Annotated in this window: 19 protein-coding genes; 11 read left to right on the plus strand and 8 right to left on the minus strand. The window is 66.4% G+C overall.

The window, feature by feature from the left end; all coding sequences use genetic code 11:
• Positions 1-2: 2 nt before the first annotated feature.
• The 3 genes from ACQI46_RS05205 to ACQI46_RS05215 all read right to left on the minus strand — a co-directional run bounded on the left by ACQI46_RS05205 (position 3) and on the right by ACQI46_RS05215 (position 4,232).
• Positions 3-2,219 carry a 6-phosphofructokinase gene (locus tag ACQI46_RS05205; RefSeq protein WP_427092912.1) on the minus strand — a complete coding sequence of 739 codons (2,217 nt, stop codon included), beginning with the start codon at positions 2,217-2,219 and terminating at the stop codon, positions 3-5.
• A gap of 263 nt (positions 2,220-2,482) precedes the next feature.
• Entirely contained in the window at positions 2,483-3,085 is a 603-nt protein-coding gene (locus ACQI46_RS05210; RefSeq protein WP_427092913.1) for a class I SAM-dependent methyltransferase, read from the minus strand.
• Positions 3,086-3,680: 595 nt separating this feature from the next.
• Positions 3,681-4,232, minus strand: a complete 552-nt coding sequence (locus tag ACQI46_RS05215) for a YaeQ family protein (RefSeq protein ID WP_427092914.1) — start codon at positions 4,230-4,232, stop codon at positions 3,681-3,683.
• A gap of 321 nt (positions 4,233-4,553) precedes the next feature.
• On the opposite strand from ACQI46_RS05215, the gene ACQI46_RS05220 reads away from it, so the two are divergent.
• From ACQI46_RS05220 to ACQI46_RS05230, 3 genes are all read left to right on the plus strand, one after another.
• On the plus strand, positions 4,554-4,790 hold the full coding sequence (locus ACQI46_RS05220) for a type II toxin-antitoxin system Phd/YefM family antitoxin (RefSeq protein ID WP_427092915.1): 237 nt from the start codon (positions 4,554-4,556) through the stop codon (positions 4,788-4,790).
• Between the two features lie 20 nt (positions 4,791-4,810).
• Positions 4,811-5,209 (plus strand): type II toxin-antitoxin system VapC family toxin, encoded by a 399-nt coding sequence (locus tag ACQI46_RS05225; RefSeq protein WP_427092916.1) that lies wholly within the window; start codon positions 4,811-4,813, stop codon positions 5,207-5,209.
• 582 nt (positions 5,210-5,791) lie between these two features.
• Entirely contained in the window at positions 5,792-6,445 is a 654-nt protein-coding gene (locus ACQI46_RS05230) for a TetR/AcrR family transcriptional regulator (protein ID WP_427092917.1), read from the plus strand.
• A gap of 311 nt (positions 6,446-6,756) precedes the next feature.
• Here ACQI46_RS05230 and ACQI46_RS05235 read toward each other — a convergent pair whose 3' ends face one another.
• Positions 6,757-8,274 carry a flavin-containing monooxygenase gene (locus tag ACQI46_RS05235; protein ID WP_427092918.1) on the minus strand — a complete coding sequence of 506 codons (1,518 nt, stop codon included), beginning with the start codon at positions 8,272-8,274 and terminating at the stop codon, positions 6,757-6,759.
• Positions 8,275-8,448: 174 nt separating this feature from the next.
• Between ACQI46_RS05235 and ACQI46_RS05240 the strand changes: the two genes are divergently transcribed.
• Positions 8,449-9,315, plus strand: coding sequence for an alpha/beta hydrolase (locus ACQI46_RS05240; protein WP_427093188.1), 867 nt, complete (start codon positions 8,449-8,451; stop codon positions 9,313-9,315).
• Between the two features lie 425 nt (positions 9,316-9,740).
• Positions 9,741-11,267, plus strand: a complete 1,527-nt coding sequence (locus ACQI46_RS05245; RefSeq protein ID WP_427092919.1) for a hypothetical protein — start codon at positions 9,741-9,743, stop codon at positions 11,265-11,267.
• A gap of 94 nt (positions 11,268-11,361) precedes the next feature.
• Here the strand turns inward: ACQI46_RS05245 and ACQI46_RS05250 are convergent, their stop codons facing one another.
• Positions 11,362-12,225 (minus strand): SDR family oxidoreductase, encoded by an 864-nt coding sequence (locus ACQI46_RS05250; RefSeq protein ID WP_427092920.1) that lies wholly within the window; start codon positions 12,223-12,225, stop codon positions 11,362-11,364.
• Between the two features lie 77 nt (positions 12,226-12,302).
• Between ACQI46_RS05250 and ACQI46_RS05255 the strand changes: the two genes are divergently transcribed.
• Positions 12,303-12,911 carry a TetR/AcrR family transcriptional regulator gene (locus ACQI46_RS05255; RefSeq protein ID WP_427092921.1) on the plus strand — a complete coding sequence of 203 codons (609 nt, stop codon included), beginning with the start codon at positions 12,303-12,305 and terminating at the stop codon, positions 12,909-12,911.
• A gap of 17 nt (positions 12,912-12,928) precedes the next feature.
• Here ACQI46_RS05255 and ACQI46_RS05260 read toward each other — a convergent pair whose 3' ends face one another.
• The 3 genes from ACQI46_RS05260 to ACQI46_RS05270 all read right to left on the minus strand — a co-directional run bounded on the left by ACQI46_RS05260 (position 12,929) and on the right by ACQI46_RS05270 (position 15,543).
• Positions 12,929-14,335, minus strand: a complete 1,407-nt coding sequence (locus ACQI46_RS05260) for an alpha/beta hydrolase fold domain-containing protein (RefSeq protein ID WP_427092922.1) — start codon at positions 14,333-14,335, stop codon at positions 12,929-12,931.
• 81 nt (positions 14,336-14,416) lie between these two features.
• Positions 14,417-15,037 (minus strand): RES family NAD+ phosphorylase, encoded by a 621-nt coding sequence (locus ACQI46_RS05265; RefSeq protein ID WP_427092923.1) that lies wholly within the window; start codon positions 15,035-15,037, stop codon positions 14,417-14,419.
• Positions 15,034-15,543, minus strand: coding sequence for a hypothetical protein (locus ACQI46_RS05270; RefSeq protein ID WP_427092924.1), 510 nt, complete (start codon positions 15,541-15,543; stop codon positions 15,034-15,036). Before ACQI46_RS05270 ends, ACQI46_RS05265 begins: the two co-directional genes overlap by 4 nt.
• A 265-nt stretch (positions 15,544-15,808) precedes the next feature.
• Here ACQI46_RS05270 and ACQI46_RS05275 point away from each other — a divergent pair, with 265 nt between their 5' ends.
• From ACQI46_RS05275 to ACQI46_RS05295, 5 genes are read left to right on the plus strand one after another with little or no spacing between them, the layout of a single operon-like run.
• The gene (locus ACQI46_RS05275; protein WP_427093189.1) at positions 15,809-16,654 is read left to right on the plus strand and encodes an urea amidolyase associated protein UAAP1; all 846 of its coding nucleotides are present in this window, start codon (positions 15,809-15,811) and stop codon (positions 16,652-16,654) included.
• Entirely contained in the window at positions 16,651-17,301 is a 651-nt protein-coding gene (locus ACQI46_RS05280) for an urea amidolyase associated protein UAAP2 (RefSeq protein ID WP_427092925.1), read from the plus strand. The genes ACQI46_RS05275 and ACQI46_RS05280 overlap by 4 nt, the downstream gene beginning before the upstream one ends.
• Positions 17,298-20,903 (plus strand): urea carboxylase, encoded by a 3,606-nt coding sequence (uca, locus tag ACQI46_RS05285; protein WP_427092926.1) that lies wholly within the window; start codon positions 17,298-17,300, stop codon positions 20,901-20,903. The genes ACQI46_RS05280 and uca overlap by 4 nt, the downstream gene beginning before the upstream one ends.
• Positions 20,900-23,392, plus strand: coding sequence for an allophanate hydrolase (atzF, locus tag ACQI46_RS05290; RefSeq protein WP_427092927.1), 2,493 nt, complete (start codon positions 20,900-20,902; stop codon positions 23,390-23,392). The genes uca and atzF overlap by 4 nt, the downstream gene beginning before the upstream one ends.
• A 7-nt stretch (positions 23,393-23,399) precedes the next feature.
• Positions 23,400-24,434: an isopenicillin N synthase family dioxygenase gene (locus ACQI46_RS05295; protein WP_427092928.1), complete on the plus strand. Its 1,035-nt coding sequence runs from the start codon at positions 23,400-23,402 to the stop codon at positions 24,432-24,434.
• Positions 24,435-24,464: the final 30 nt, after the last annotated feature.

The raw sequence follows: 24,464 nt of genomic DNA on the forward strand, positions 1-24,464 counted from the left end.
TTTCAGCCGCGCATGACGATGGCGAGGTCGCGGTGGTCCAACCAGCGTTGTTCCACGGGGCGCTGAGCAGTTTCTTCGATGAGCGTCGGGTACTGCGCGAGGTCGGTGAATCGCAGTTCGCCGGATTGGAATCCGATCATCGCGCCGACCCGACCACCGGATTGGAGTTGCTCCGAGAGGAAGTCGAGGCAGCGTGCCGTCAGGATCGTCGCGCGTACCCGATCGAACGGTGTTGGGTTGGCCCCCTCCTGGACGTGACCGAGGACCTCCTCTCGGGCGTCGAAGAGTTCGCCGCCTTCCTTCTCGAAGAGCGCAGTGATGAATCCCGTGGTGTAAACGCGGTCGGAGCCTTCGCTGCGGATGACGAGGCCGACCCGCTTCCCAGCCCGAAACCTCGCGGCGCAGGCGTGGACATCGGCGGTGAGGCCGTCGAGCGTGATGCCCTCCTCCGGCAGGTAGATGCGCTCGGCCCCGGTCGCCAACCCGCTGATGAGTGCGAGGTAGCCACAGTCGTGTCCCATCACCTCGACGATGAAGACCCGCCGGGTGGCGACCGCAGAACGCCGGATCTTGTCGACGTCGGCGACGATGCTGTTGAGCGCGGTGTCGCTGCCGACGCTCAGTTCGGTTCCCGGGACGTCGTTGTTGATGGTCATCGGCATGCACACGATCGGGATGTCGAGAGCGCTGTATCGGTCTCGATGCCGGTGCAGCTCGTGAGCGGCCCGGTAGCCGGCCCATCCACCGGCCATCAGCAGCCCGTCGATCCGATGGGTGGCGACCTGTTCGGCGATCCGTTCGAGCTCGGCGGGCCCCGGCACGTCCCGGTTGGTGCCGATCTCGGCGCCACCCTCGGACACCCAGCCACTGACGTCCATCCAGTCCATCTCCTGGATGTCGCCGTCTCGGAGTCCACGGAACCCGTTCCTGACCGCGAGAACGGTGTGGCCGCGGTCCAGCCCGAGCCGGACGGCAGCCCGCACCGCGGTGTTCATCCCCGGTGCCGGACCACCGCCGTGCATGATCGCGATCCGGGAGCGCCGCTCGGCCGAAACTGGTCGCGCGGCGGCTTGTTGGAAGGTCTGCAGGATCCCGTACGAGCGCCGGAAGTTGCCGCCGCGTAGTCGCATCGCCTCCTCGTAGTCGTGCGCGTCGATGCGTTCGGCGATCTTCTGGGTCTGCGCCACACACTCCATCAGCGGCGAGGTGACCACCCGGTCCGACTGCAATCCGATCATCTGGGCGGGCGCGTGTGGCTCGTCGGCGAGCAGTCGTTCGACCGCGAGATTTCCCAGGACCGTGCCGAAATAGCGGTCGAAAGCGCTTGGTGCGCCTCCGCGTTGGACGTGCCCCAGGACGGTGATCCGGGTGTCCTCGCCGAGTTCGTCTTCGAGCACCGTCTTCACCTCGCCGGCGGTGATCCGGTTGCCGGCGCGGTCTTGGGCACCTTCGGCGATGACGACGACGCTGTGGCGACGGCCGATGTCTCGTCCCGCCTTGAGGTCCCGGCACATCTGCTGCCGCCAGTCCTCGTCCGGTGGCTGCTCGGGGATGAGAACCCAACTGGCCGCGGTGGCCAGCGACGACATCAGGGCGAGGTAGCCGCAGTTTCGTCCCATCACCTCGACGACGAATGTGCGTTGGTGGCTGGCCGCGGTGCTCTGCAGGGCGTCCAACGCCTCGACGATGCGGTGCAGTGCCGTATCGGCGCCGATGGTCATGTCGGTGCCGGACATGTCGTTGTCGATGGAGCCGACCAGCCCGACGAGTCGCAGGAACGGGTGTGCGTCGGCGATCTCCGACGAGACAGCCCCGCTGTCGACCAATTCGGCGAGCAACCCCGCCCACTCCAGGCGGAACAGATTGGCTCCGGCGAGACTGCCGTCGCCGCCGATCACCACGAGCGAATCGATGCCGTGCGCGACCATGTTGTGGGCGGCTCTCAGGCGGCCCTCGCGGGTTCTGAACTCCTTCGATCGGGCGGTGCCGATGACGGTGCCGCCCTGGTGCAGGATCCCGTCGGCGTCAACCGGTTCCATGCGCCGGATGAGATCACCGCCCGTGACGAGGCCGTGGTACCCCTCGTGGACGGCATACACGTCGATGCCGTGGTGTGCGGCGGTGCGGACCACCCCGCGCACGGCCGCGTTCATGCCGGACGCGTCACCGCCGCTGGTGAGCACAGCGATACTCGACAGAGCAGACTGGGCTTCAGACATGTCACCGGCTCCCGTGCCTTGCGGATCTCCTAGTCAGGACATCACAGGACACCGAAGTACCGCACGCAATTGGCTCGGACCTGACGGCCGCGCTCTGAACGCGATCGAAACCCATTCGAAAGCGTGTGCGCGGCCGGGGGAGGGGAAGCAGCTCAGATCCGGCCTCATGTCGGTTCCGGTTCGGGCGGGCGCACGCCTGCGCGGGGCGGATGGTGAAGCCACGATAGTCGTCGGCGCTGAGCTCGCGGCGCCATGGTCGTGCATCACCGGCGGTGGGCGAGCAAATGAAGGCCGGGGAACCGGTGGACGGCGTCTGGGCGGTTGATGATCCGCCATTCTTCGTTGAAGCCGGCGGTGGCAAGCGCCCGGCTGAGTTCGTCGGGGTGCCAACGCCAAGCAGGTGCCACCGCGTGATCGAATGGCGTTGCTGGGCCGGGCATATCGGATGATTGAGACGCGATCAGTATCGGGCTGTCGGGACGAAGCAAGTCTGCCCAGCGCTCGAAGATCTCGATTATTTGGTCTGGCGGGATGTGGATCAGGCTGAAGCGGGCGATGATCGCCGCTATGGGCTCGGTTACATCGGTGAGAGTCGCGTCTGTGTCGATGAACTGAAGATCGGGGTATGTGCTGCGGGCGATGGCCAGCATCGCCGGGCTCGGGTCGCATCCAATCGCATAGATTCCACGCTGGGTGAGGTCGGCGGTCACGTGGCCAAGGCCGCAACCCACGTCGACGACGCCACCTTCGCTGCGGATCCGTTCAACGAATGCAGCGACTGCGTGCCGCTCGATGGGCGTTTGGTAGGCGCTGGGAAACATTGCGGCATAACGTTCGGCGAGCACGTCGTATCCGGGTTGGGTCACGTCCTCACCATCGCCGAGCCGGCGTTACTTCACGTATTTCGAGCACGTCGTACCGGCCTCCTCAGCGGCTTCTCCGGTGACTTTGTCACTGTAGCCATGCATCTCGGCGACGAGGGGAGCGGACCTCGCGTCTCGTCGCCGACCTGCCCGCAGGAGGTCAGCGCGTGCTCCAACCCGCCGACGGATACCTACATACCCTCGTGTTGGGGGTCGACGTGTACGCAAACGGCGAACCCGCCGGGTCACTGCCCGGGGTTCGCTAGGCCATGACGGTTGCTACAGCAGACCCACGGGCCGGCAGACATTGGACAAAGCGTTCCAGTACTGGCCGGGAGCACAGTTTTCCGCCGGACGCGGCGTCTGACAAGTGTTTGTGATCGGATCCCAGAACTGGCCGTTTACACAGTTCAGCGGTTGAGCCGAACTGATCCCAGCGGCAAACAGCGACACGGCAGCGAGGGGAGCGGCAGTGAGAAGGACGGCGGTTGCGCGGAGGGGATGGTTTCTCATGAGGTGATCTTGCCTGACGGCCCGGTTACCCAAACCCGCTTGGATTGTTTTTCTTTCGAGGGGCCTCTTGCCGCGGGGGCGACGGCTACTGTAACTGCTCGGGCGTGAAGGTGGCGTCGATACCGCCCACGGTCATCGTCACCTGTCCTTCCATCACCATGACCTGCGCAGAGACGCGTCGATCGACAGTCTGGGCCAGTCGTTGCACCGGTGCGTGCGGTATCTGCGTCACAGACAGGTTCTGCAGTCCCGCCACTTTGGGTCCCACAGTGCGCCACCAGGTGGCCACGCCGGCGGCGAAGGGGAACAGCAGTACCTGGTCGGCCCGGCTGGCCGCCTTGCCGAGGACCCGTTCATCGGGCTGGCCAACGACGATCCATTCGAGGATTCGGCCGGTGTAGTCCGCGAGGCTCAAGTCCGGTACGCCGGGCGTGGAGAGTCCCGGCCCGAACGCCAACTCGCCGTCGACGTCGCTGAGCCGGTGTGCGCGCAACCCAAACGCCAACAAGCGCACCACCATCCGCTCATCGGTCTCACTTGGATGACGGGCCACGGTCAGTGCGTGATCGGCGTAGTAACCGTGATCGACGTCAGAGACACCGAGTTCGACCTTGAACACTGTCGCAGAAAGGGCCACGTCATAGTGTCCACCCTGGTGAAGATCCGCGAGTGCTCAGGCCCCTTCGGGATGTAATTGGTTGAGGGGTCGAACCCGATCGAACGTTCACGCGCGAGTCGGTCGACTGACTGCGGAACAAGTCGTCGAGGTCGAGCGAGCGATGATGGCATTTCTCGGCCTTGCCCGGTAATGGAAAATCGTTCGGCAGCAGCGCAGGCGGGTGATATCCACCGGGTGCGAGGCTAGTCCTACTGGGCAACCCTGCATATTCCTCCGGTGCAGAAGCGGCGCACGCCAAGTACGCCGCATCGGTGTCTCACCGGTGATACACTGTGGAACGTGGATGCAGTCACGGTGCGCGAACTGCGCAACAGTGGAGGAGACGTTCTGCGCCGTGTCGAGCGTGGCGAGCGCATCGTCATTACTCGGGACGGGACACCTGTTGCTGAGCTACGGCCGCTGCCTCGTTCGAGCGCAAGGCCTGCGGAACTGATTCGTCGCCGCAAGAATCTTCCGCCGGTGAACCCGGATGCCCTCCGGCGCGACATCGACAACCTCATCGACCCGTCGCTGTGACGCAAACCCAGAGCCGGGGGATGCTGGATACCTCCACGGTGATCCTCTTGGGTCAGCTGTCTGACCCAGCCGAACTTCCCGACGAATCGGTGATCAGCGCGATCACGCTGGCCGAGCTGTCCGTAGGTCCACACGTCGCCAACGACGATGTAGAGCGCAGTGCCCGGCAGCAGCACCTACAGCAGGCCGAGGCGGACTTCGACGTCCTCCCGTTCGATGGAGATTGCGCCCGGGCGTTTGGAGCCGTAGCGGCGGCGCTACGCGCGTCGGGTCGCAAGCCGGCTGCGCGCGCCTACGACGCACTCATCGCGGCCAGTGCAATCGCACATGGAGTGCCGCTCTACACGTGCAACCCCGCCGACTTCACAGGAATCCTGCGACTGGAACTACGGTCAGTCACACACCCGCATCACCGATAGGGGTAACGCGGAAAAGTGTTGAGAGGCAACGTAGTATGCCGTGCATTAGTTGACATAATGTCGCTTATCGGTAGTCCGAATGCCGAGTTACATCAGACGCAAGGACTCGCACCCTGGGTGCGACCGCGGCATTGCCGCAGCTGATAGCCGGTCGTCACCCCGCCGCCGCCGCCCGCGTGGGTCGTATCGCCTGTCGACAGCCGAGCTCTTCCAGGAACCGCCGACAACTCGTCGGCGAGATCAAAGTACGTCTTTCACCACCTGATGAGTGGATTCTCCGTCAGGTGACGAGATGCAGGCGGTGCTGCTCCGCTTCGGCCCTCCTGTAGATTCCGAAGTGTCCACTCTCCGACCCGTCGACAAGGGCGTCGAACCGTCACAGTGACGTATTGCCCCTGCATCGCTGAGCCGTGACCATTCACGGTGCGGCGTCGAATCCGCCGCCGCGAGCTGTCGTCACTGCGGCGGGCACGGCATGCCCGGCGTTCGCGCTGATGCCCTCGTGCCTGATGGGCCATGTCGAAGAGGGTGCGCGACCCTATACTGCACGGGTGAAGTATTTGCTTACAATGCAGCAGTCCGTTGGCAGATAAGCCCGGACGCAACCGCGCGCCGTACTCGAATCCGCAGCCGCGCCTCTCGGCCGAGCAGCGCCGAGAACAAATCATCAAAGCTGCGCGCCGAGTATTCGAGCAGACGGGCTACGAGGGTGCCCGCACACGCGATCTGGCAGCCGCAGCCGGCGTGAACGAGGCGCTGCTGTACCGACATTTCGGGTCCAAGGAGGAATTGTTCGACGCCTCGGTGGCGACACCACTCGAGGACGCCGTCGCCAAAGTCGTTGAATCCTCGGGATCCCCGCCCGAGGAGTTCGATGCCATGGGTACCGTGATGTACGACCGCACCTATCAGTTCGTCTATGACCTACTGGGGGTCATGGACGAAATCGGTCCGCTGCTCGGGGTAACGCTATTCGGTCAGGCCGACCGCGCAGCCCGATACTTCCGCGATCGCATCGACCCGTCATTGGACCAGATTCAGCGGGTCGTCGAGGCGAACCTTTCAGCCTGGCAGCACAAGGACTTCGACATCGGCCTGATGGTGCGCTTGACGGTCGGCATGACGTGGTTCCTCAGCACTGCTGACCGACTGTGTGAGCGTAAACGCGAGAAGCCCGAGACCGCAGCCGCGATCACCTCGATGCTCCTGTACGGCGTGGGGCAAGCACCGTCGTGACGACACACCGCGACTCGCGGTTTCCCTTCCACGCCTGCACAAGCAGTACGCGGACCGGGAGTCGCATGGCGATGGCTTCGATGATCGCTTACTGGTATCCGGCGCGATGTCGCCTGACGCGTCCTGAGCAATGCAGCAAGCACTCCGGTCGTGCTGGGCCATAACTCGCCTTCGCTTGAATCGCAGACGTTCCTGCCGAACGGGCGGCTCCCACACCGGCGGTCAGGCCTCACGCAAGGGGCCGCCATCGAGCTCCCCCATCGAGATTTGCGCCAGATTCACTTCTCCACTGCGATGTGCGCGACTGCTACTTACTTTCCCCCATCGCCCGTCTTCGTCCCAGCAAATTCCCAGCTGTGGGCTTCCTCGCCTCCGATAACCTCATAGGACGCGACGTCAAATTGACGGAGCCGCCGAGTCAGCGAGTACATTGTCCCCGGCCAGGCCAGCGACACTCGTCGATTTCCGTCGGCGAGGTAGTAACTGTTGCACCCGCCGCGGAGCATGGTGGATTTAGCCAGCGTCTTGTCTGTTTCGGCAACGAATTTTGCCTGAGCCTGCGCGGTCACATCGAGCGCGGCAGCACGGACCCGGTTGGCTGCCCGAATGGCGCCGACCACATAGTGGCTCTGCGCCTCGGCCATGGTGAACCCGGACAGCGTGCCGACATTGGGCCCGAACATCATGAACGCATTCGGAAACCCGTTGATGGTAGTGCCCATGTGCGCCTTGGGATCACCCTTCCACACCTCAGCGAGCGTTTCTCCCGACCGGCCGCGGACACGTTCGGCGATTGGATGGTGCTGCATGGTGTGGAACCCGGTCCCGTAAATGATGGTGTCAGCAGGGATTTCGCGCCCATCCGCGGTGATCACCGAACGCTCACGCACCTCGACCGCCGGTGAGGTCACCAACTCGATGTTGGGTTGCGCCAGCGCCGGATAATAGTCATTCGAGAAGCCGAGACGCTTGCACGCCACCGCGTACCTCGGGGTCAGCGCCTTACGCATCGCAGCGTCTTTGATGCGCCAACGGATGTGCAACCGGCCCAACACGCTAACCGCTCGGGCGAACCGCGGCGACCGCAGCGCGGCCGTGGTGAAGGCATCCAGAAACAGCCAGGTGCCGAACCGAATCAGCCTCATCAAGACAGGGAAGCGCGCCAGGGCCCGCTTCGACCGCTCGCTGATATCCCAGTCAGGCTTCGGGAAAACCCAAGCCGGCGTGCGCTGCAGCAGCGTGAGCTTCTTGACCTGCGACTGCACCGCCGGGACGAACTGGATTGCCGACGCGCCGGTACCAATCGCCACGACCTCGCGGCCGGTGAGATCGACATCGACGGGCCAGCGCGACGAATGAAACGCCTGGCCCTCGAACGTATCCCGACCCGGCAGATCGGGGACATTCGGCTCGTGCAGAGGTCCCGGAGCGATCACGAAAAATCGCGTCCGGTAGGCGCCACGGTTGGTTTCGACATGCCAGCGTCGGTCGTCGCTGTCCCACCGCGCGTCGAGCACCTCCGTGTTCAGGCGCACCTTGTTCCGCACCCCGAAGTCATCGACGACCTTGCCGATGTACTGCTCAAGCTCGGCCCGAGTTCCGTAGACGCGCGACCAATTCGGGTTGAGCGCGTAGGAGAAGCAGTAGACATGAGAAGGAATGTCGACCGCGCAACCCGGATACGTGTTGAAATGCCAGGTACCCCCGACACTTTCGGCGCGTTCAACGATGACGAAATCGTCGACGCCGGCCTGCAGGAGCCCGATCCCTGCCGCCACACCGCACACGCCGGCTCCGAGTATCAGAACCTCGACTTCGTGAGCGTCCACGCCTGACCCTGCACTCGCCACTCAACACCCCTGCACTGCTAGCGCCTGTGATCCAGATAACATAAGCTAGCAAGCACTTACTTCAGATGGGTGGGTTTGGTGAGGGCGCCGTCGATGGTCTTTCGAGTTGGGCTACGCGCACTACGCCCGATATTCACCTCGAACAAAGTGACCATGAACGGTAAACGACGCATCGTCGACCTGATTGCCGGCGCGTCAAAAATTCCCGCCCGGGTGACCGCGGAAGCCGACTCAATTGCGGGTGTACCTGTCCAACGCCTCACCCCGACGAACGCGAGCCCAGACGTAGCAGTGCTGTTCCTCCACGGCGGTGGGTACGCGTCGGGCAACGCAACCGGCTATCGCGGCTTCGGCGGAGCATTGGCCAACGCAGCCGGTGCGCAAGTAATCGTCGCGGACTACCGACTCGCACCCGAACACCCGTATCCAGCAGCACTGGACGACGCGATGAACGTCTACAGCGCACTCCATGAGCAGGTACCGACGCTCGCCGTAGCCGGTGATTCAGCCGGTGGCGGGCTGACACTTGCTCTGGCACAGCTGATTCGAGACACCGAATTGCCGATGCCGGTGGCGCTTGGGTTGATCTGTCCGTGGCTGGATCTCGCCGCCGACCAGAACCGCACGCGGTTGGCGGGGAACGATCCGCTCATCATCCCGCCTCTGATGACGGAATGGTGCGCGTTCTACGCGGGGGAAAACGATGCGCACGATCCCCGCATCTCACCCATCCACGGCGACCTGACATCGCTGCCGCCGATCGTCATGCACTCGGCCGGTGACGACCCACTCGCGGTCGATGCGGACAAACTCGAATGCGCGATCGCAGCGCAATCGAGCGGCCTCCTGATCCATCGCCGGTACACCAACCGCTGGCACGATTTTCACCTGCAAACCGGATTCCTCGCCGACGCCGATCACGCTGTGGAGCTGTTCGGCAGGCAACTTGCCGAAATCATCTCAGCCGCAGAGCCCGAGATCGCGGAGCTGGGACGAGCGGGACGACACCTCCGGCACTAATACGCGGTCGCTGTCGATCGGAATTGTTCCAGAGATGAATCTGGTCGCGTACGTGACACAGATCGCACACCCGCGTGACCGAAACACCCGACCTAGCACCCACAAACGACGCCGTTTGGTCTACATTGGCTCGAGCAGACATTTCAGCAACGCTTCGCACCGTCCGCGATCGACGGTAGGTCAAACCGCAGTAGCGTGACATCGCACCGCGAAACGCCCGCTCTTGTCCTTTATCATGCTGTGTTGCAACGCATTTAATATCTGCGGTCGCGGACATCACTTATACGCACCCGATGCGCAGTGTCCGAGCCAAACAATTTTGCGGACGCGTCGGCAAAGAAGATAGCCCTTGTATCAAAGGTTTCTCTTAGCTAGTCTCTCGACGGCCGTAAGGCCTGATTCCGCTTCACTGACACAGGAGAACCATGGCGTTAGCGCTCTCTGCTCACCCCGAGCACCATTCGACTTCGGAGCGGTCGAGTGCCCAACCGCTGCACAAGCGCGCGATGCTGGCCGGCGTCGCCGTTATCGGCGCGTCCGTGCTCACCGTCACCCCGGTGGCGCCGGCCCCGGCCGCGCTGACCGCCGCCGCTCAGGCGCTCGACGTCCAAATGGCCGCTTCCACAAACCCATTCGTCACCTGGCGGGACACGATCGAGGTTGCCTCGCAGAACATCGCCTACGGACTCAACGAAGTCGCGACGAAGTACCCGATCTGGCTGGGCGACGTGCTGCGTGGCTCCCCAACGCTGTTCCGCGAGATCGGTGGCGTCTTCGGGAACAACGCCGGCTGGCAAGCACTGGTCGCCGATCTGCCCGAGTACGGCGAGCGCATTCGCACAGCCATTCAGACCAGCATCGAGGACAGCGAGGGCCAGTTCGACGGCTTGGGCGAGATGGTCCAAGATGTCTTCGGCTATCTGGGGCAAGCCCAGTTCAACAACGCCTTCGCCACAGTCAACGAGTACTTCCTGTGGAGTCTGGGCGCCGGCGCATGGCCCTTGTTCGACGTCTTCTACATGCCTGGCCAGATCGCCGAAACCCTTGGCGCAGACAAGCTTGCGAACGTCTTCGACGTCCTGCTGACCGACAACGCACTCGGCCACTACACCGAGTCGCTACTCGGTCCCGTCGTGACCGCGGCCTTCCAGTTCACCGAGGTGCTGGACGACATCGCTGTCGCCATCAAGGCAGGTGACTGGACGACGGCCCTCAACGAGACCGTCAACATGCCCGGCAAGGTCACCAACGCGTTGCTCAACGGCTACACACCACGATTGGCCATCGAAGACGGAAAGCCGTGGCCGTGGGTGGGTCTGCTCACTCCCAAGGGCGCTTTCGAGACCTTCTTCATCAACCTGCCTCGGGACATCGCCTGGGCGTTGAAGGTCTCGCGCGAAGAGTTCCTCGAAGCCAAGAACCCGACCGCCGCGTCGTCGGACGTGTCGTCGACCGATCTGGCCGCAGAGGACCGCCTGGTGGCTGTCGAGGTCGGTTTGCGTGGCGAGGAACGGAAACTGAGCGAGACGACGCCTGCGGTCAACCGCAGCGACGACGACGCCGAGTCGACGAAGGGGCCCGAGTCTCCGGAGACGCCGGCCACCACCCCGGAACCGGCCGACTCCGAGGAGACGACCGACGAGACCACAGAACCGTCGGAGAAGCCTGCTGAGAGCTCGGAGGAGGCCGAGACTCCCGGAAAGGTCGAGGCACCTGCCGAGCCTGAGGCGCCGAGCGAAACCGAAGAGCCCGCCGACACCGAAGAGCCCGGCGACACGGAAGCGCCGAGCGACGCCGACGACGTCGACGAGGACGTCGCCGAGGAATCCGAGGCCGACGAAACCGAGGACACTGCATCCGAGAGCGGTTCGTCGGGTAAGTCCGGCAGCAGCTCGTCCTCGGGCGGTTCCGACAATGGTTCGTCGTCGAGGAAGTCCTCGAGCAACGACTGACCGATAGAGCACCGACTGTGGCCCCTTCGACAGAAGGGGCCACAGTTCGTCGGTGCCACAAGGTGGCGATCTGCCGGCCAAATGCGGCCCGGATTCATCCTCTGGCCAGCTTCCGCATCGTCGACAGGGACCATGCGGCCATGGCGCCGCCATCGCAGACGATGTCTGTTCCGGTCAGATAGCCCGCTTCAGGGCCGGCGCAGAATGCCAAGAGCTCGGCAATCTCGTCCGGTCGGCCGAAGCGCCGCAAGGCGCTCAATTGCGCGAGCGCACCGGCACCTGTTCCGTCTTCGAGTTGGCCCATTTCAGTGTCGAAAGAGCCCGGCGAAATGGACAGCACGCGAGCGCCTTTGGCGCCGAACTGAGCCGCCATCGCCTTGCTGTACCAAATCACGAAGTTCTTGCTGAGCACGTATGCGATCTGCGAGCGCCGTGCCGCGGGAACGAGATCGCACACTGCAAGCAGGCCGCCCCGCAATCGGTGGGCGTCGTGACGGCCTCTCTTGTAGCGGCCCACTGGCATCAAGACGCGTGGGAGTTGGTGTCCGGCAACCGAGGCGACGTTGACGAGTACCATGCCTTCGGTCGCGACGGCAAGAAATGCCTGCGTGATCATCTGTGTACCCACGGCATTGACCCGGACGATACTTTCTGGTGACCCCATGCTGGGGCTCAGACCGGCAGTGTGAATGATCGAGCGGACATTGCCCCACTCGGTGGCCGTGCGGACAAGCCCACGCACGGACTCGGCGTCTGTGATGTCGCAAATGGCCGCCCTGCAATCGACGCCGGACTCGACGAGACTGAGTCGCGCTGTTTCCAACCGTTGTTCGTTGACGTCACTGATCAGCACAGCCGTGCGTCGGCCTAGGACTCGCGCGGTCGCCAGACCCATACCACCGGCGCCGCCGGTCACCACCGCCACCTCGGGCGCCCTGAGACCCTGCTCATTCACCATGAAGGCATAATACGAGAAAAATCGTCTCGTATTTTCCCTGGCGCATGCGGCACGCGCGTCGCCTCTAAGCTGACGCCATGAGCGACTCGCGCCGTGGCCGTCCGCGCAGTCGCGTTGTGCACCAGTCGATTCTCGAAGCCACGCGGGAGCTACTGACAGAGGATGGCTACACCGCCATCACCATCGACCGCGTCGCAGAGCGGGCCGGCGTGGGTAAACAAACCGTCTACAGACGGTGGTCGTCGAAATCACCGCTGGTCGCCGAAGCGGTGTCGGAAGTCTTCGGCAGAGGCACTGCCATGCTGTTGCCCGACACCGGAGACGTGGCGGCCGACCTCCGGACATTCATGCAGGACCTGGCCAAGTTCATCGCCACCCCCCGCAATGTTGCGGTTCTGCGCGCACTCGCGGCCGCGGCCGCCGACAGTCCACAAGACGGCGCGTCCCTCTATCGAGAGTTGACGGCTCCTCAGCACGACGCCGTCGTTCAGCGACTGCGGGAAGGCGTTCGGTGCGGACAGCTGTCAAACGACATCGACACCGAAAGCGTGGCCGACGCGCTTGTCGGCGCCTTCCTGTATCGCATCCTGTCCCGCCCGGCGGACGCCGACACGTCCTACGACGTATTCGATGGATTGGTCCACGCGATGCTGGCCGGTATCGAAGCCAAGCCGGAATCCGGCTGACAGAAGCGCCGGGACGATCAGCGCCGGCGAGCGGAGTTGCGACGTGGCCGCACACCGGGTTCGTCGGCGGGAGAGCCGAATAACTGCTCGTAGATCTGTGGCCGCACCGCGGCCGCTTCCGGCAGCAGGGGCCCGATCGCCCAGTCGTGGATCTGGCCCCTGCGGAGAACGAAACTGAACGGCGCGTCGTCCGAGGCGGCCCGGTCTCGAAGGACCAAAACATCCGGTGACAACACGTCCAGCGAACCCGCGTAGACCGCCGTCGGTGGTAACCCCGCCAGTGAACCGTACAACGGACTCACCAATGGGTCGGTGGGATCGAGGCGGCCGGCCCACTTGCGACCGGACTTCTTGAGCGTCACGGGATTCAGAATGGGGTCGTCGACGTCTCGGATCGCGGGATTGGTCATCGAAACATCGAGCCACGGCGACAGCAGGACCATACGGTACGGGGTCGCGGCCGATCGTCGAACCAGCAACTGGGCCGTCGACAGCGCCAGTCCCCCGCCAGCAGAGTCACCGATGACACTGACGTTTCTCGAACCTCGCTCGGCGATGACCGAAGTCAGGAAGTCGGCCACCAGTGGAACGACCTCCGATGCCGTGGCTTCGGGAGCCAGCGGATAGATCGGTACGACGACTGTGGCGTTGGTCCGTCGCGCCATCGTCGCGTAATCCAGCCAGTGGATCAGAGTCGGCTGCACGACGTAGGCACCGCCATGCATGGCGACGACTGCTCTGTCCGAGGGCTCTTTCGGTTGGATAGTCCACACCGGCATTCCGTCGAATTCGTCTCTGCGAACGGTCAATCCGAGCGTGAGAACTCGCGGTGGGCGGTCCGAAGCGATCAACGGCGCGAGTTGGGTGCCGAAGTCGAGTCCTACCAGGTCCGTGACAAAGCGCACGACACGCAGTGCTGCGACCGCTACGACGCTGACCAACGACGGACGCCCGGTGAAGTCCGGCTGATCGATGTCGGATTGGGCAGTGGCGTCGGATACCGCAGAAGAACGCTCTGTTGCGCTCGCCGGTGGCCGCCGATCGGTGGCCGACTCGCGCCGAGTCGTCATCGGGACGGCGACCGGTACCGCCTCACCTCGACGTTCGGTGGAACTGGACGCCGCCACCCCCGGATCGGATGGCGCTGGGACCTTGACGACGCGCGAGCGTCGTACGGGCTGCGCGTCTGCTGCATCGTCCTTGCGCGCCGCTCTGCGGCTGCGCCTCTCCCCTGCGTCTCGTTCGTCGCTCGAGGAGGCCTTCGACGGAACCGAAGCAGGGGCACTGGACCGCGCGTCGTCACGACGCGCCGACGAATCCTGTCCGGACGGATCGGCTGAGGCCGTTCCCGTCGCGGCATATCCGAGAACCCCGCCGATACCCAGGGCGAGAGTCCAGCCGCCGATGCGCCTCGCTGACCCCATGGACGTGTGTATACGCCTGCCTGCACCGCAGCGAAGGATTTCGAGAAAATCTGTCTCGTAAATGGGGCAGACGCGCCGTCGTCACGATCCGAGCAGCACGTCGACATGCAAGGGCGCGCAGAGGTCGATGAGCCACAGCTGATCGGCGCCGGTGGCGAACAGGCGGGCGAAGGTCACATCCTGAACGAACGCATCGGCACACCGATCCCCGAAGAACACGTAGGCCTTCGCGTCGTTGCAGAGCCTCGACATCCATACCAGGCCGTCGAGTCCGGCCTCATGCGCCGCCTGAGCCCAGCTGACGGTGTCGGCATAGGAGGCGGCACTGCTGGCGGTGAGGTCGACGGCAGTGACTTTGAGCTTGCGTAATCCGAGACCGTGCAGAACGCCCACGGTGATCGGCCGGGCCACCTCCAGACGTGCCATCACCGTCCGCGCGTACGCGTCGTACGGGAGGACGCCGCCGTCGACCGGAACGTCGTGCAGCAGGGTTTCGGCCACCGCGGCCTCCTGGGTCTCCGCGGCGTAGAGAACCGGAATCGGGGGCGAACCGAAGAAGGCGAACCGGGTGGGCGACCCGAAACCGGGGTTGAAGGTCGTCGCCGAACGGCCTTTGGCCGCGGTGAAGACGCGATAGAGCCGGGTGCCGGCGTCGAGTGTGGCGGTGCGTGGGTTGAAGGGCGTCGGCGGGGCGGGCGTCACCACTGCACAGACCAGGCCCGACGGGCCGCGTCGACGACGCGGTCGGGCTGGCCGGCGAGCAGGTCGACCGGACGGAGCTCATCGAGATAGGTGGTGGGTGCGCACAACCACTGCACCACACTGCTTTCCGACCATTCCGCTTCGTCGGCGAGTTGGCGAAGAGTCCGGATCGCCGGAAGCGGTCGGCCGTCGGAGCCGAATTGGAACCCGGGAAAGAGTGTCTGGTGACCGCGCGTGATCGCCAGTAACGCGCCGTCCCGGCGGGTGGCGGCGGCCAGGTTGCGCGGCGCAGTCGACTTCGAGCCCATACGCCTGCCGACCTCAGTGCTGGTGAGCAGCCCGAACTCGGCGTCGATGCGGTCGTACAGGTTCCGCTCGGCCTGGACCGCCCGTGCCACCGACGGTTCGGCGTAGACCTTGACCGAATCCAGCGCCTCCCCCAGCGCGGCCGCACTCTCCTGAATGCGGTGCGCGACGTCAACCAGGTGGCTGTGTGCAGCGGTCATGACTCACCTCGATCATGCGGAACATGCACCACGAGCATACTGCATGTTGCGCATGCGGTCATCAGGGCTCGCGTGGCACGGCGGTAGGCGGCGTCGGCGGCCCGCTCCGCGATACCTGTCATCTGACAGAAACATTCGCGATCCACTGTTAACCGTCGCGCAGCGATCGGTTACGTCACGGCAACCATCACCGGTGCCGAAAGCCGAAAACTGTCACTCGACAGAAACGCCCACCACGGGAGAGTCAGTGACCAGTACCGCCACCATGTCCGCGACGGCCACCACCGCCGGCGCGCGAGACCACGCCCGCGCGCAACACGGCCGCACCGCCGAGTTCATGCGCCACGTCCCGCCGTCCACCTCGCCGACGACCCCCGAGGGCGTCTCCGCCGAGAACTTGGTCTGGTCGGAAACGCTTGCGCCAGGCGGGTATACGACCGCGGTCCTGGCGCGCGGAACTCGTATCCGTCTCACCGATGTCGCCGGAGACGCATGCGCGCACCTGCTGTTGCACCGCGCGGACGCACCGCACGAACGTCTGAACGTCGCCGACACCGTCAAGGTGCCGTGGCAGGCCTACCTCGGCGCCGGCCACCCGTTGCTCAGCGGCTTCGGCCGGGTGCTGGCCACCATCGTCTCCGACACGTCCGGAAAGCATGACGCACTCACGGGAACCACGACGTGCGCAGGCAATCTGGAGCGCTACGGCGCTGCCGCACCGGAGTCCGACTCCCCCGCCGGCCGCGAATTGTTCACGCTGGCCGCCCTCAAGCACGGCCTCGACAGCCGCGATCTGCCTCCGTCGATCTCGTTCTTCAAAGGCGTGCGCGTCACCGCCGACGGCACCTTCGAATGGCTGGGTCCTGCCGAACCGGGCGCCGCCGTAGACCTGCTGCTCCATGTCGACGCAATCGTCCTGCTCGCCAACACCACACACCCCCTCGACCCGCGACCGACATTCACGTGTTCGCCGCTGCTGATGCACGCGTGGCCCGCCGAGGCCGACCTGGACCGGCTGACCGCCGGGGAGCTCGTCGGTCCGTTGGGACCCGAGCACCGTCAAGCCATCGCCAACACCGACGCCGACCTGGCCGCGAGAGGACAACTGTGAGCACCGCCATCGCTGAACCACTGGTCACCGGAACGGTCATCCTGGACGAACACGTCGCCGCCCGGGCCGCGTGGTCGGCAGTCGTCGCCGCCGGCGACGTGCTGACCATCGTCGACCTCGCCGGCAACCAGGCCGTCGACTGCCTGCTCTACTCGGCCGCCGACACCCGGGTCCGCTACAGCGCGCCTGAGACCATCCGCCGGCAAGGCCGCATCACTCTGACCACCGGATCGGCGCTGCGCGCCGACACCGGAGAAGCATTGATGACCGTCGTCGCCGACGAGGTCGGCGCGCACGACACCCTCGGTGGTGCCTGCTCGAAGGAGTCGAACACGCTGCGCTACGGCCAGCACACCCGGGCCCAGCACGGCTGCATGGAGAACTTCCTGCGCGAGGGATCCCGCTGGGGCCTCGGTGCCCGCGACCTGGCCAGCAACATCAACTGGTTCATGAACGTGCCGGTCGACCCCGACGGTGCGCTGGGCATCGTCGACGGGTTGTCGGGCCCGGGTAAACGGGTGGCGCTGCGCGCCGAGATCGACACGTTGGTGCTGGTGTCCAACTGTCCGCAGATCAACAACCCCTGCAACGCTTTTGACCCGACGGCCGTCCGCATGATCGTGACACGGCCCGAGGTCGGCGCATGACGAACACCATCCTGGTCGCCAATCGCGGCGAGATCGCCGTGCGCCTGATCCGCGCCGCACGCGAACTCGATATGCGCACCGTCGCGGTGTTCTCCGACGCCGACCGCGGCGCACCGCATGTCCACCTCGCCGACGACGCCGTGCGGATCGGCCCCGCCGCACCGCGCGACAGCTATCTACGCATCGATGCGCTGCTTTCCGCGGCAGCCCACACCGGAGCGACTGTGATCCATCCGGGCTACGGATTCCTCTCCGAGGACGCTGAATTCGCAGCAGCGGTGGAGTCGGCCGGCATCACGTTCGCCGGTCCGACGCCAGAGCAGTTGCGCTGCTTCGGCACCAAACACACCGCTCGCAACGCAGCCCGCACGGCCGGTGTGCCGATCTTCCCCGGCTCCGATCTGCTCGACGGTGTCGATGAGGCGGTCTCCTGCGCCGAGGCCATCGGCTATCCGGTGATGCTCAAGGCCACCGGCGGGGGTGGTGGGATCGGCATGCAGGTCTGCCGCACCGCCGACGATCTCCGCGCGGCCTACCAGCGCGTGGTGGCCCAGGCCGAACGCAGCTTCGGCTCCGCCGGAGTCTTCCTCGAGCGCTACGTCGACAACGCCCGCCACGTCGAGGTGCAGATCTTCGGTGACGGCACCGGAAACGTGCTCAGCCTCGGCGATCGTGACTGCTCGCTGCAACGGCGCCACCAGAAGGTCCTCGAAGAGGCGCCTGCGCCAACGCTTCCCGACGATGTCCGCGAACAACTGCATTCCTCATCCCGCGCGCTGGCCGCCTCGGTCGGCTACCGGTCGGCCGGCACCGTCGAGTTCATCTACGATCCGGTGCGCCGCGAAGCGTCCTTCCTCGAGGTCAACGCCCGCCTGCAGGTCGAACACCCCGTCACCGAAGCCGTCACCGGCGTCGACCTGGCCGGCTGGATGCTGCGGCTGGCCACCGGGGACGCGTCCATGCTCGACGACTACCCGGCCGGCACCGTCCCCATGTCGGGGCATGCGGTCGAGGCCCGCGTCTACGCCGAAGACCCGTCCCGGGACTACCGGCCCAGTACCGGCACGCTGACGTCGGTCCGCTTCCCGTCCGATGTCCGGGTGGACACCTGGGTTGCCGACGGCACCGAGGTCACCGCGTCGTACGACCCGCTGCTGGCGAAGATCGTCACCGCCGGCACCGACCGCGCGGACGCGTGGGACCGCCTGCGTGACGCCTTGGCGCAGACCGAGATCCACGGCATCGAGGTCAACACCGGATTACTCTGCGCAGCAACCGAGCACGACGATGTCCGCGCTGCCCGGCACAGCACCGCCACGTTGGCCGGCATCAGCGATCCCCGCCCGCGGATCACCGTCGAACGACCCGGTCTGATGACCACGGTGCAGGACGTGCCCGGCCGCGTCGGACTGTGGCAGGTCGGCGTGCCACCGAGTGGGCCGATGGACGATCTGTCCTTCCGGCTCGGCAACCGCGCACTCGGCAACCCCGAGGACGCTGCCGGCCTCGAGTGCACGGCCTCCGGTCCGGCGCTGCGCATGACGCACCCGACGACGGTGTGCGTCACCGGCGCCGAATGCCTGGTCACCGTCGACGGCGTGCCGGTGCCGATGTGGGAGCCCGTCGAGGTGCCCGCCGGCGCCGTCCTCGACGTCGGCGACGCCGCCGCAGGCCTGCGGACCTACATCCTCTTCGCCGGCGGCCTCGACGTGCCGCTCTACCTCGGCAGCGCGTCCACGTTCACCCTCGGCCGCTTCGGCGGACACGGCGGTCGCGAGCTGGTCGTCGGTGATGTGTTGCGCGCCAAGTTCGCAGCGTCGAACACCACAACCCGACCCGGTGCGGGGGCGATACCGCCCGAGGTGCGACCCGCACTGCCCGGCGAGTGGGAGCTCGCGGTCACGGAGGGCCCGCACGGCGCGCCGGAGTTCTTCACCCGCGCGGACATGGAGACGCTGTTCGAGGCCCGCTACCGGGTGCACTTCAACTCCGCGCGCACCGGCGTCCGTCTGGAAGGCCCGAAACCCGAGTGGGCGCGCCCCGACGGCGGTGAAGCCGGTCTGCACCCCTCGAACATCCACGACAATGCCTACAGCGTCGGCGCTTTGGACTTCACCGGCGACACCCCGATCCTGCTCGGCCCGGACGGCCCGAGTCTCGGTGGATTCGTGTGCCCGGTCACCGTGATCGCCGCGCAACGCTGGAAGCTGGGTCAGCTGCGACCCGGCGACACCGTGCGGTTCGTGCCGGTACGCAGCGCTGACGCGCCGTCGCGCCGCGACCTCGGCCTCATCCGTGGAGCCGCCAGCGTGCACGTGGCCCGGTCCGGTGACGGAGACGACGGTGTCCTCGCGCGGCGTGCGGGTGTCGACGGCGCCCCGGACGTCACCTACCGGCGCAGCGGCGACGACAACGTGCTCGTCGAATACGGCGACATCGTGCTCGATCTCGCGCTGCGCGCGCGGGTACACGCGCTGCACACCCGCCTCGACGGGGCAGCGCCGGGGATCCTCGACCTCACCCCTGGGATCCGTTCCCTGCAGGTGCACGTCGACCCCGACGTGCTGCCGATCCCCCGGCTGCTGGGCCTGCTTTCCGACATCGAGGACGAGCTGCCGGCCTCCTCGGAGCTGGTCGTGCCGAGCCGGCTCGTGCGGCTCCCACTGAGCTGGGACGACCCGGCCACCCGCGAGGCGATCGCCCGCTACACCTCCGGCGTGCGCGACGACGCGCCGTGGTGTCCGTCGAACATCGAATTCATCCGGCGCATCAACGGATTGACGAGCGAAGACGACGTACGCGACACCGTGTTCGGTGCGCAGTATCTGACCCTGGGTCTCGGCGACGTCTACCTCGGGGCTCCGGTGGCCACCCCGCTGGACCCGCGCCACCGGCTGGTCACCACCAAGTACAACCCCGCCCGCACGTGGACGGCCGAGAACTCCGTCGGCATCGGCGGCGCCTACCTGTGCATCTACGGCATGGAAGGACCCGGCGGCTACCAGTTCGTCGGCCGCACCACCCAGGTGTGGAGCCGCTACCGTCACACACCGCCGTTCGAACCCGGAAGTCCCTGGCTGTTGCGCTTTTTCGACCGCATCTCGTGGTGCCCGGTGTCGGCCGAGGAGCTGTTGGAGATGCGTGCGGACATCGCGGCCGGCCGCGGTTCGCTCGACATCACCGACGGCACCTTCTCGCTGGCCGAGCACGAGCAGTTCCTGGCGGACAACGCCGAGGACATCGCCGCGTTCCGGGCCCGGCAGAGCGCCGCGTTCTCCGAAGAACGCGCCGCGTGGGCCGCGGCCGGCGAGTTCGACCGGGCCGAGCGGGCCGCGTCGAACGCCGTGGCCAACACCGACGACCTGGTCCTCGACGAGGGCGACCAGCGCGTCGACGCGCCGTTCGCGTCGAGCGTGTGGAAGGTCGATGTCTCCGTGGGCGATCAGGTCGTGGCCGGCCAGCCGTTGCTGGCGCTGGAGGCGATGAAGATGGAAACGGTGCTGCGAGCACCGTCCGACGGGGTGGTGACCCAGATCCTCGTCTCGGCCGGCCATCAGGTCGACCCCGGGACGCCACTGGTGGTCGTCGGAGACCGCTCATGAGCGCCGTCGAGCGGGTGCGCTCGGCGTACGCACGCATCGACGAGGTCGACCGCCCCGAAATCTGGATCACCCTGCGGCCCTTGACCGATGTGCTGGCCGATGCCCAGGCCGTCGATGCCGCCGTCGCCTCCGGACAGCAGCTGCCGCTGGCGGGACTGCTGGCCGCGGTGAAGAACAACATCGACGTGGCCGGGATCCCGACCACCGCCGCCTGCCCCACCTACGCATCCGGCCCCGCGGCCACCGACGCGCCCGTGGTCGCGCGGCTGCGTGCGGCCGGTGCGGTGATCGTCGGTGCCACCAACCTCGACCAGTTCGCCACCGGGTTGGTCGGCACTCGCAGCCCGCACGGTGCGGTGCGGGATGCACGCCGACCCGACCGCATCTCCGGTGGTTCGAGTTCGGGCTCGGCGGTCGCGGTGGCACTGGAGTTGGTCGACATCGCGCTGGGCACCGACACCGCGGGCTCGGGCCGGGTCCCGGCCGCGCTGCAGGGCATCGTCGGCGTCAAACCGACCGTCGGCGTCGTACCGACCGACGGAGTGGTACCGGCGTGCCGCTCCTACGACTGCGTGACGGTGTTCGCCCGTGATGTCGACACCGCCGACACGGCCATGGGTGTGATCGCCGGCGGGGCACGCCCCTTCCCCGCCGACGCACCCCTGGCCGCACCGGTCGCACCGCGCGTCGCGGTCCCGCGCGATCTGCCCGCCCTCGATCCGCTGTGGGTGCCCGCATTTCACGCCGCGTGCGAACGGCTGCGCGACAACGGAGCCGAACTGGTCGAGATCGACCTGACTCCGTTTCTTTCCGCCGCCCGGCTGCTCTACGACGGCGGGCTGGTCGCCGAACGACACGACGCCGTGGGCGAGTTCATCGACGCGCGTCGCGGCGCCGACGACACACTCGACCCGACCGTGGCGGCGATCATCTCGGCCGCCGGTACCGTGTCCGCCACCGAACTGCTCCGCGACCGTGCTCGCCTTGCCGAGCTCACCGAGGCGGCGATGGCCGAACTCGGCGACTGTGACGCCCTGCTGATCCCGACGACGACCGAGCATCCCCGCATCGCCGACGTGGCGGCCGATCCGGTCGGAGTCAACTCGCGGCTGGGCACCTACACCAATTTCTGCAACCTGATGGATCTGTGTGCGGTCGCCGTACCGTGCGAAACCGTCGCGGACGGCGCACAATTCGGTGTCAGCATCGTGGCACGCGCCGGTGCCGACGCGCTCGCGTTGGACGTGGCGCGAAAGCTCACCGATGCCACCGGCAACCGGCCGCCCGCCGCGCCGTGGCCTGTCCGGGCCGGTCTGGCCACCACGCCGCTGCTCGTCGTCGGTGCGCACCTGCGTGGGCAGCCGTTGGCATGGCAGCTCGAAGCGCGCGGCGCCCGCTGGTGTGGACCGGTTCAGACCGCTCCGCTGTACCGCATGGTCCACCTGGACACCGATCCGCCCAAGCCCGGGCTGGCGCGCGTCGGCGCGGAGACCGGAGTGAGCATCCGCGGCGAGGTGTGGCTGCTGAGCACCGCGATGCTGGGTGATTTTCTGGCCGCGCTGCCGGCACCGATGTCGTTGGGCCGGGTCACGCTGGCCGACGGCAGCGAGGTCGTCGGGTTCGGTTGCGCACTGGACGCGTGGACCGCCGGCACCGACATCTCCCACCACGGCGACTGGCCCGGCTACCTGCGTCGCACGTCACCCGGCGACAGCGTCGGCCACTCAGAGGTGACCCAGCGCCGCTGGCGACGGCGCGCGCTGGCGGTACCTGGGCGCGCCGTCGACACCACCACCGACGTCGAGTGGCTCCAGGGCGACCACCTGTACGTCGACCTCCGCACGCCCGCCGACCTACCGGTCATCGCGGCCACCTCTCTGTCCACGCTCACCCGCGGTGACCTGCTCGCGCTGTGCCGTCTGGAAGCGTTCGCCGGACCGCTTGTCGTCGACGGCGACCAGTTCACCTGGGAACGCACCATCGACCTGCATCCCAGTGACCCGCTGCCCGACCGCGGTCGCCTGCACCGCGCCGGTGACATCGTGGTCGAGACGGGGATCGGCCGCGACTATCACGAGGACTGGGTCGAGGAACCGTCCGGGCCATCGGCGCAGCACTGGGAACTGATGTTGCGTGACGACGCCGGCCGGGCCGCCATCCTGCTGCGGGTCGGTGACCGGTTCGCCTACGCCCGCAGCCGTTGCCCGTCAATCTCTTTCGACGAGGGCGCCATGTTGTGCGACATCGTGGCGCACGCCGGACTCGACGATGCGCGAGGACTGCTCGATGTCGAGGTGTCGCTGGGCGTCGTCGAGGGCCAAGCGTGGCGGATCACCCGCTCCACTCTGCCGTTCCGGGTGGGTGACGACTTGGCCCCCGAGCGCGACGGCCTCGCCGCGACCATCAGCGACCGAGCCCCGGAGGGCGACACGGCGCGGAGCAGGTGGCTCGTCATCCGTGACCACTGTGATCAGCTGTTGACCCGATAGGAAATCGATGACCCACTCCCGAGATTTCACCGACGTCCCCGTGCTCGACGTCAGCGCCCTGCTCGACGAATCCGACCCCGGCTATGCCGCCGCGGTGCAGGCGCTCGGTGACGCCGCGCGGCACGTCGGCTTCGCCCAGATCGTCGGCCACGGTGTGGATCCCACCCTGTTCGACGAATTGCTCGAGCACACCCGCGCGTTCTTCGCCCTCCCGGAGGAGGACAAGCAGCGCGTCTACATCGGACGGTCCACCAACCACCGCGGCTACGTGCCACCCGGCGAGGAAGTCTTCTCCGAAGGGACGACGGACACCAAAGAGGCGTTCGACGTGGCCATCGACCTGCCCGCCGACGATCCCCGGTACCTGGCTGGTCACCCGCTGCTCGGGCCCAACCAGTGGCCCGAGCTGCCGGGGTTCCGCGACGCCGTGACGAACTGGTACAACGCGGTTTTCGCGCTGTCCCGCACCCTGTTACGCGCCTTCGCCGTGGCCTTGGGGGAACCCGCCGACCGGTTCGACCGCCACGTCACCACGCCGCCGTCGCAGCTACGACTGATTCACTATCCGCACGACCCGGATGCCGCCGACCGCCCCGGCATCGGCGCGCACACCGACTACGAGTGCTTCACTCTGCTGCGGCCCACAGCGCCCGGACTGGAGGTTCTCAACGCCTCGGGTGATTGGGTCGACGTGCCGCTGATCGACGACGCGTTCGTCTTGAACATCGGTGACCTACTGGAGATCTGGACCAACGGGGAGTTCGTCGCCACGACACACCGCGTACGTAAGGTCAGCGCCGAACGCTACTCGTTCCCACTGTTCGTCAACGTCGACCACGACACCGAAGTATCACCGTTGCCCGCGTTCGTCGGCAACGGCATCCCGCCCAAGCCACCGGTCGTCGCCGGCGACCATCTGTTCGCCCAGACCGCCCAGAGCTTCCGCTACCTCAAACAGCGTCTGGCGCGAGGGGAGGTGACTCTGCCCGAGGGCGCACACCCGTTGTCCACGTTCGGCCGAAAAGCGGTCAGCACCAGCTGATCCGACCTCCGGCAACGGTGCCGGCACCCC

The sequence above is a fragment of the Mycobacterium sp. SMC-4 genome, from assembly GCF_050205565.1.
In the GTDB taxonomy this organism is placed as follows: Bacteria; Actinomycetota; Actinomycetes; order Mycobacteriales; family Mycobacteriaceae; genus Mycobacterium.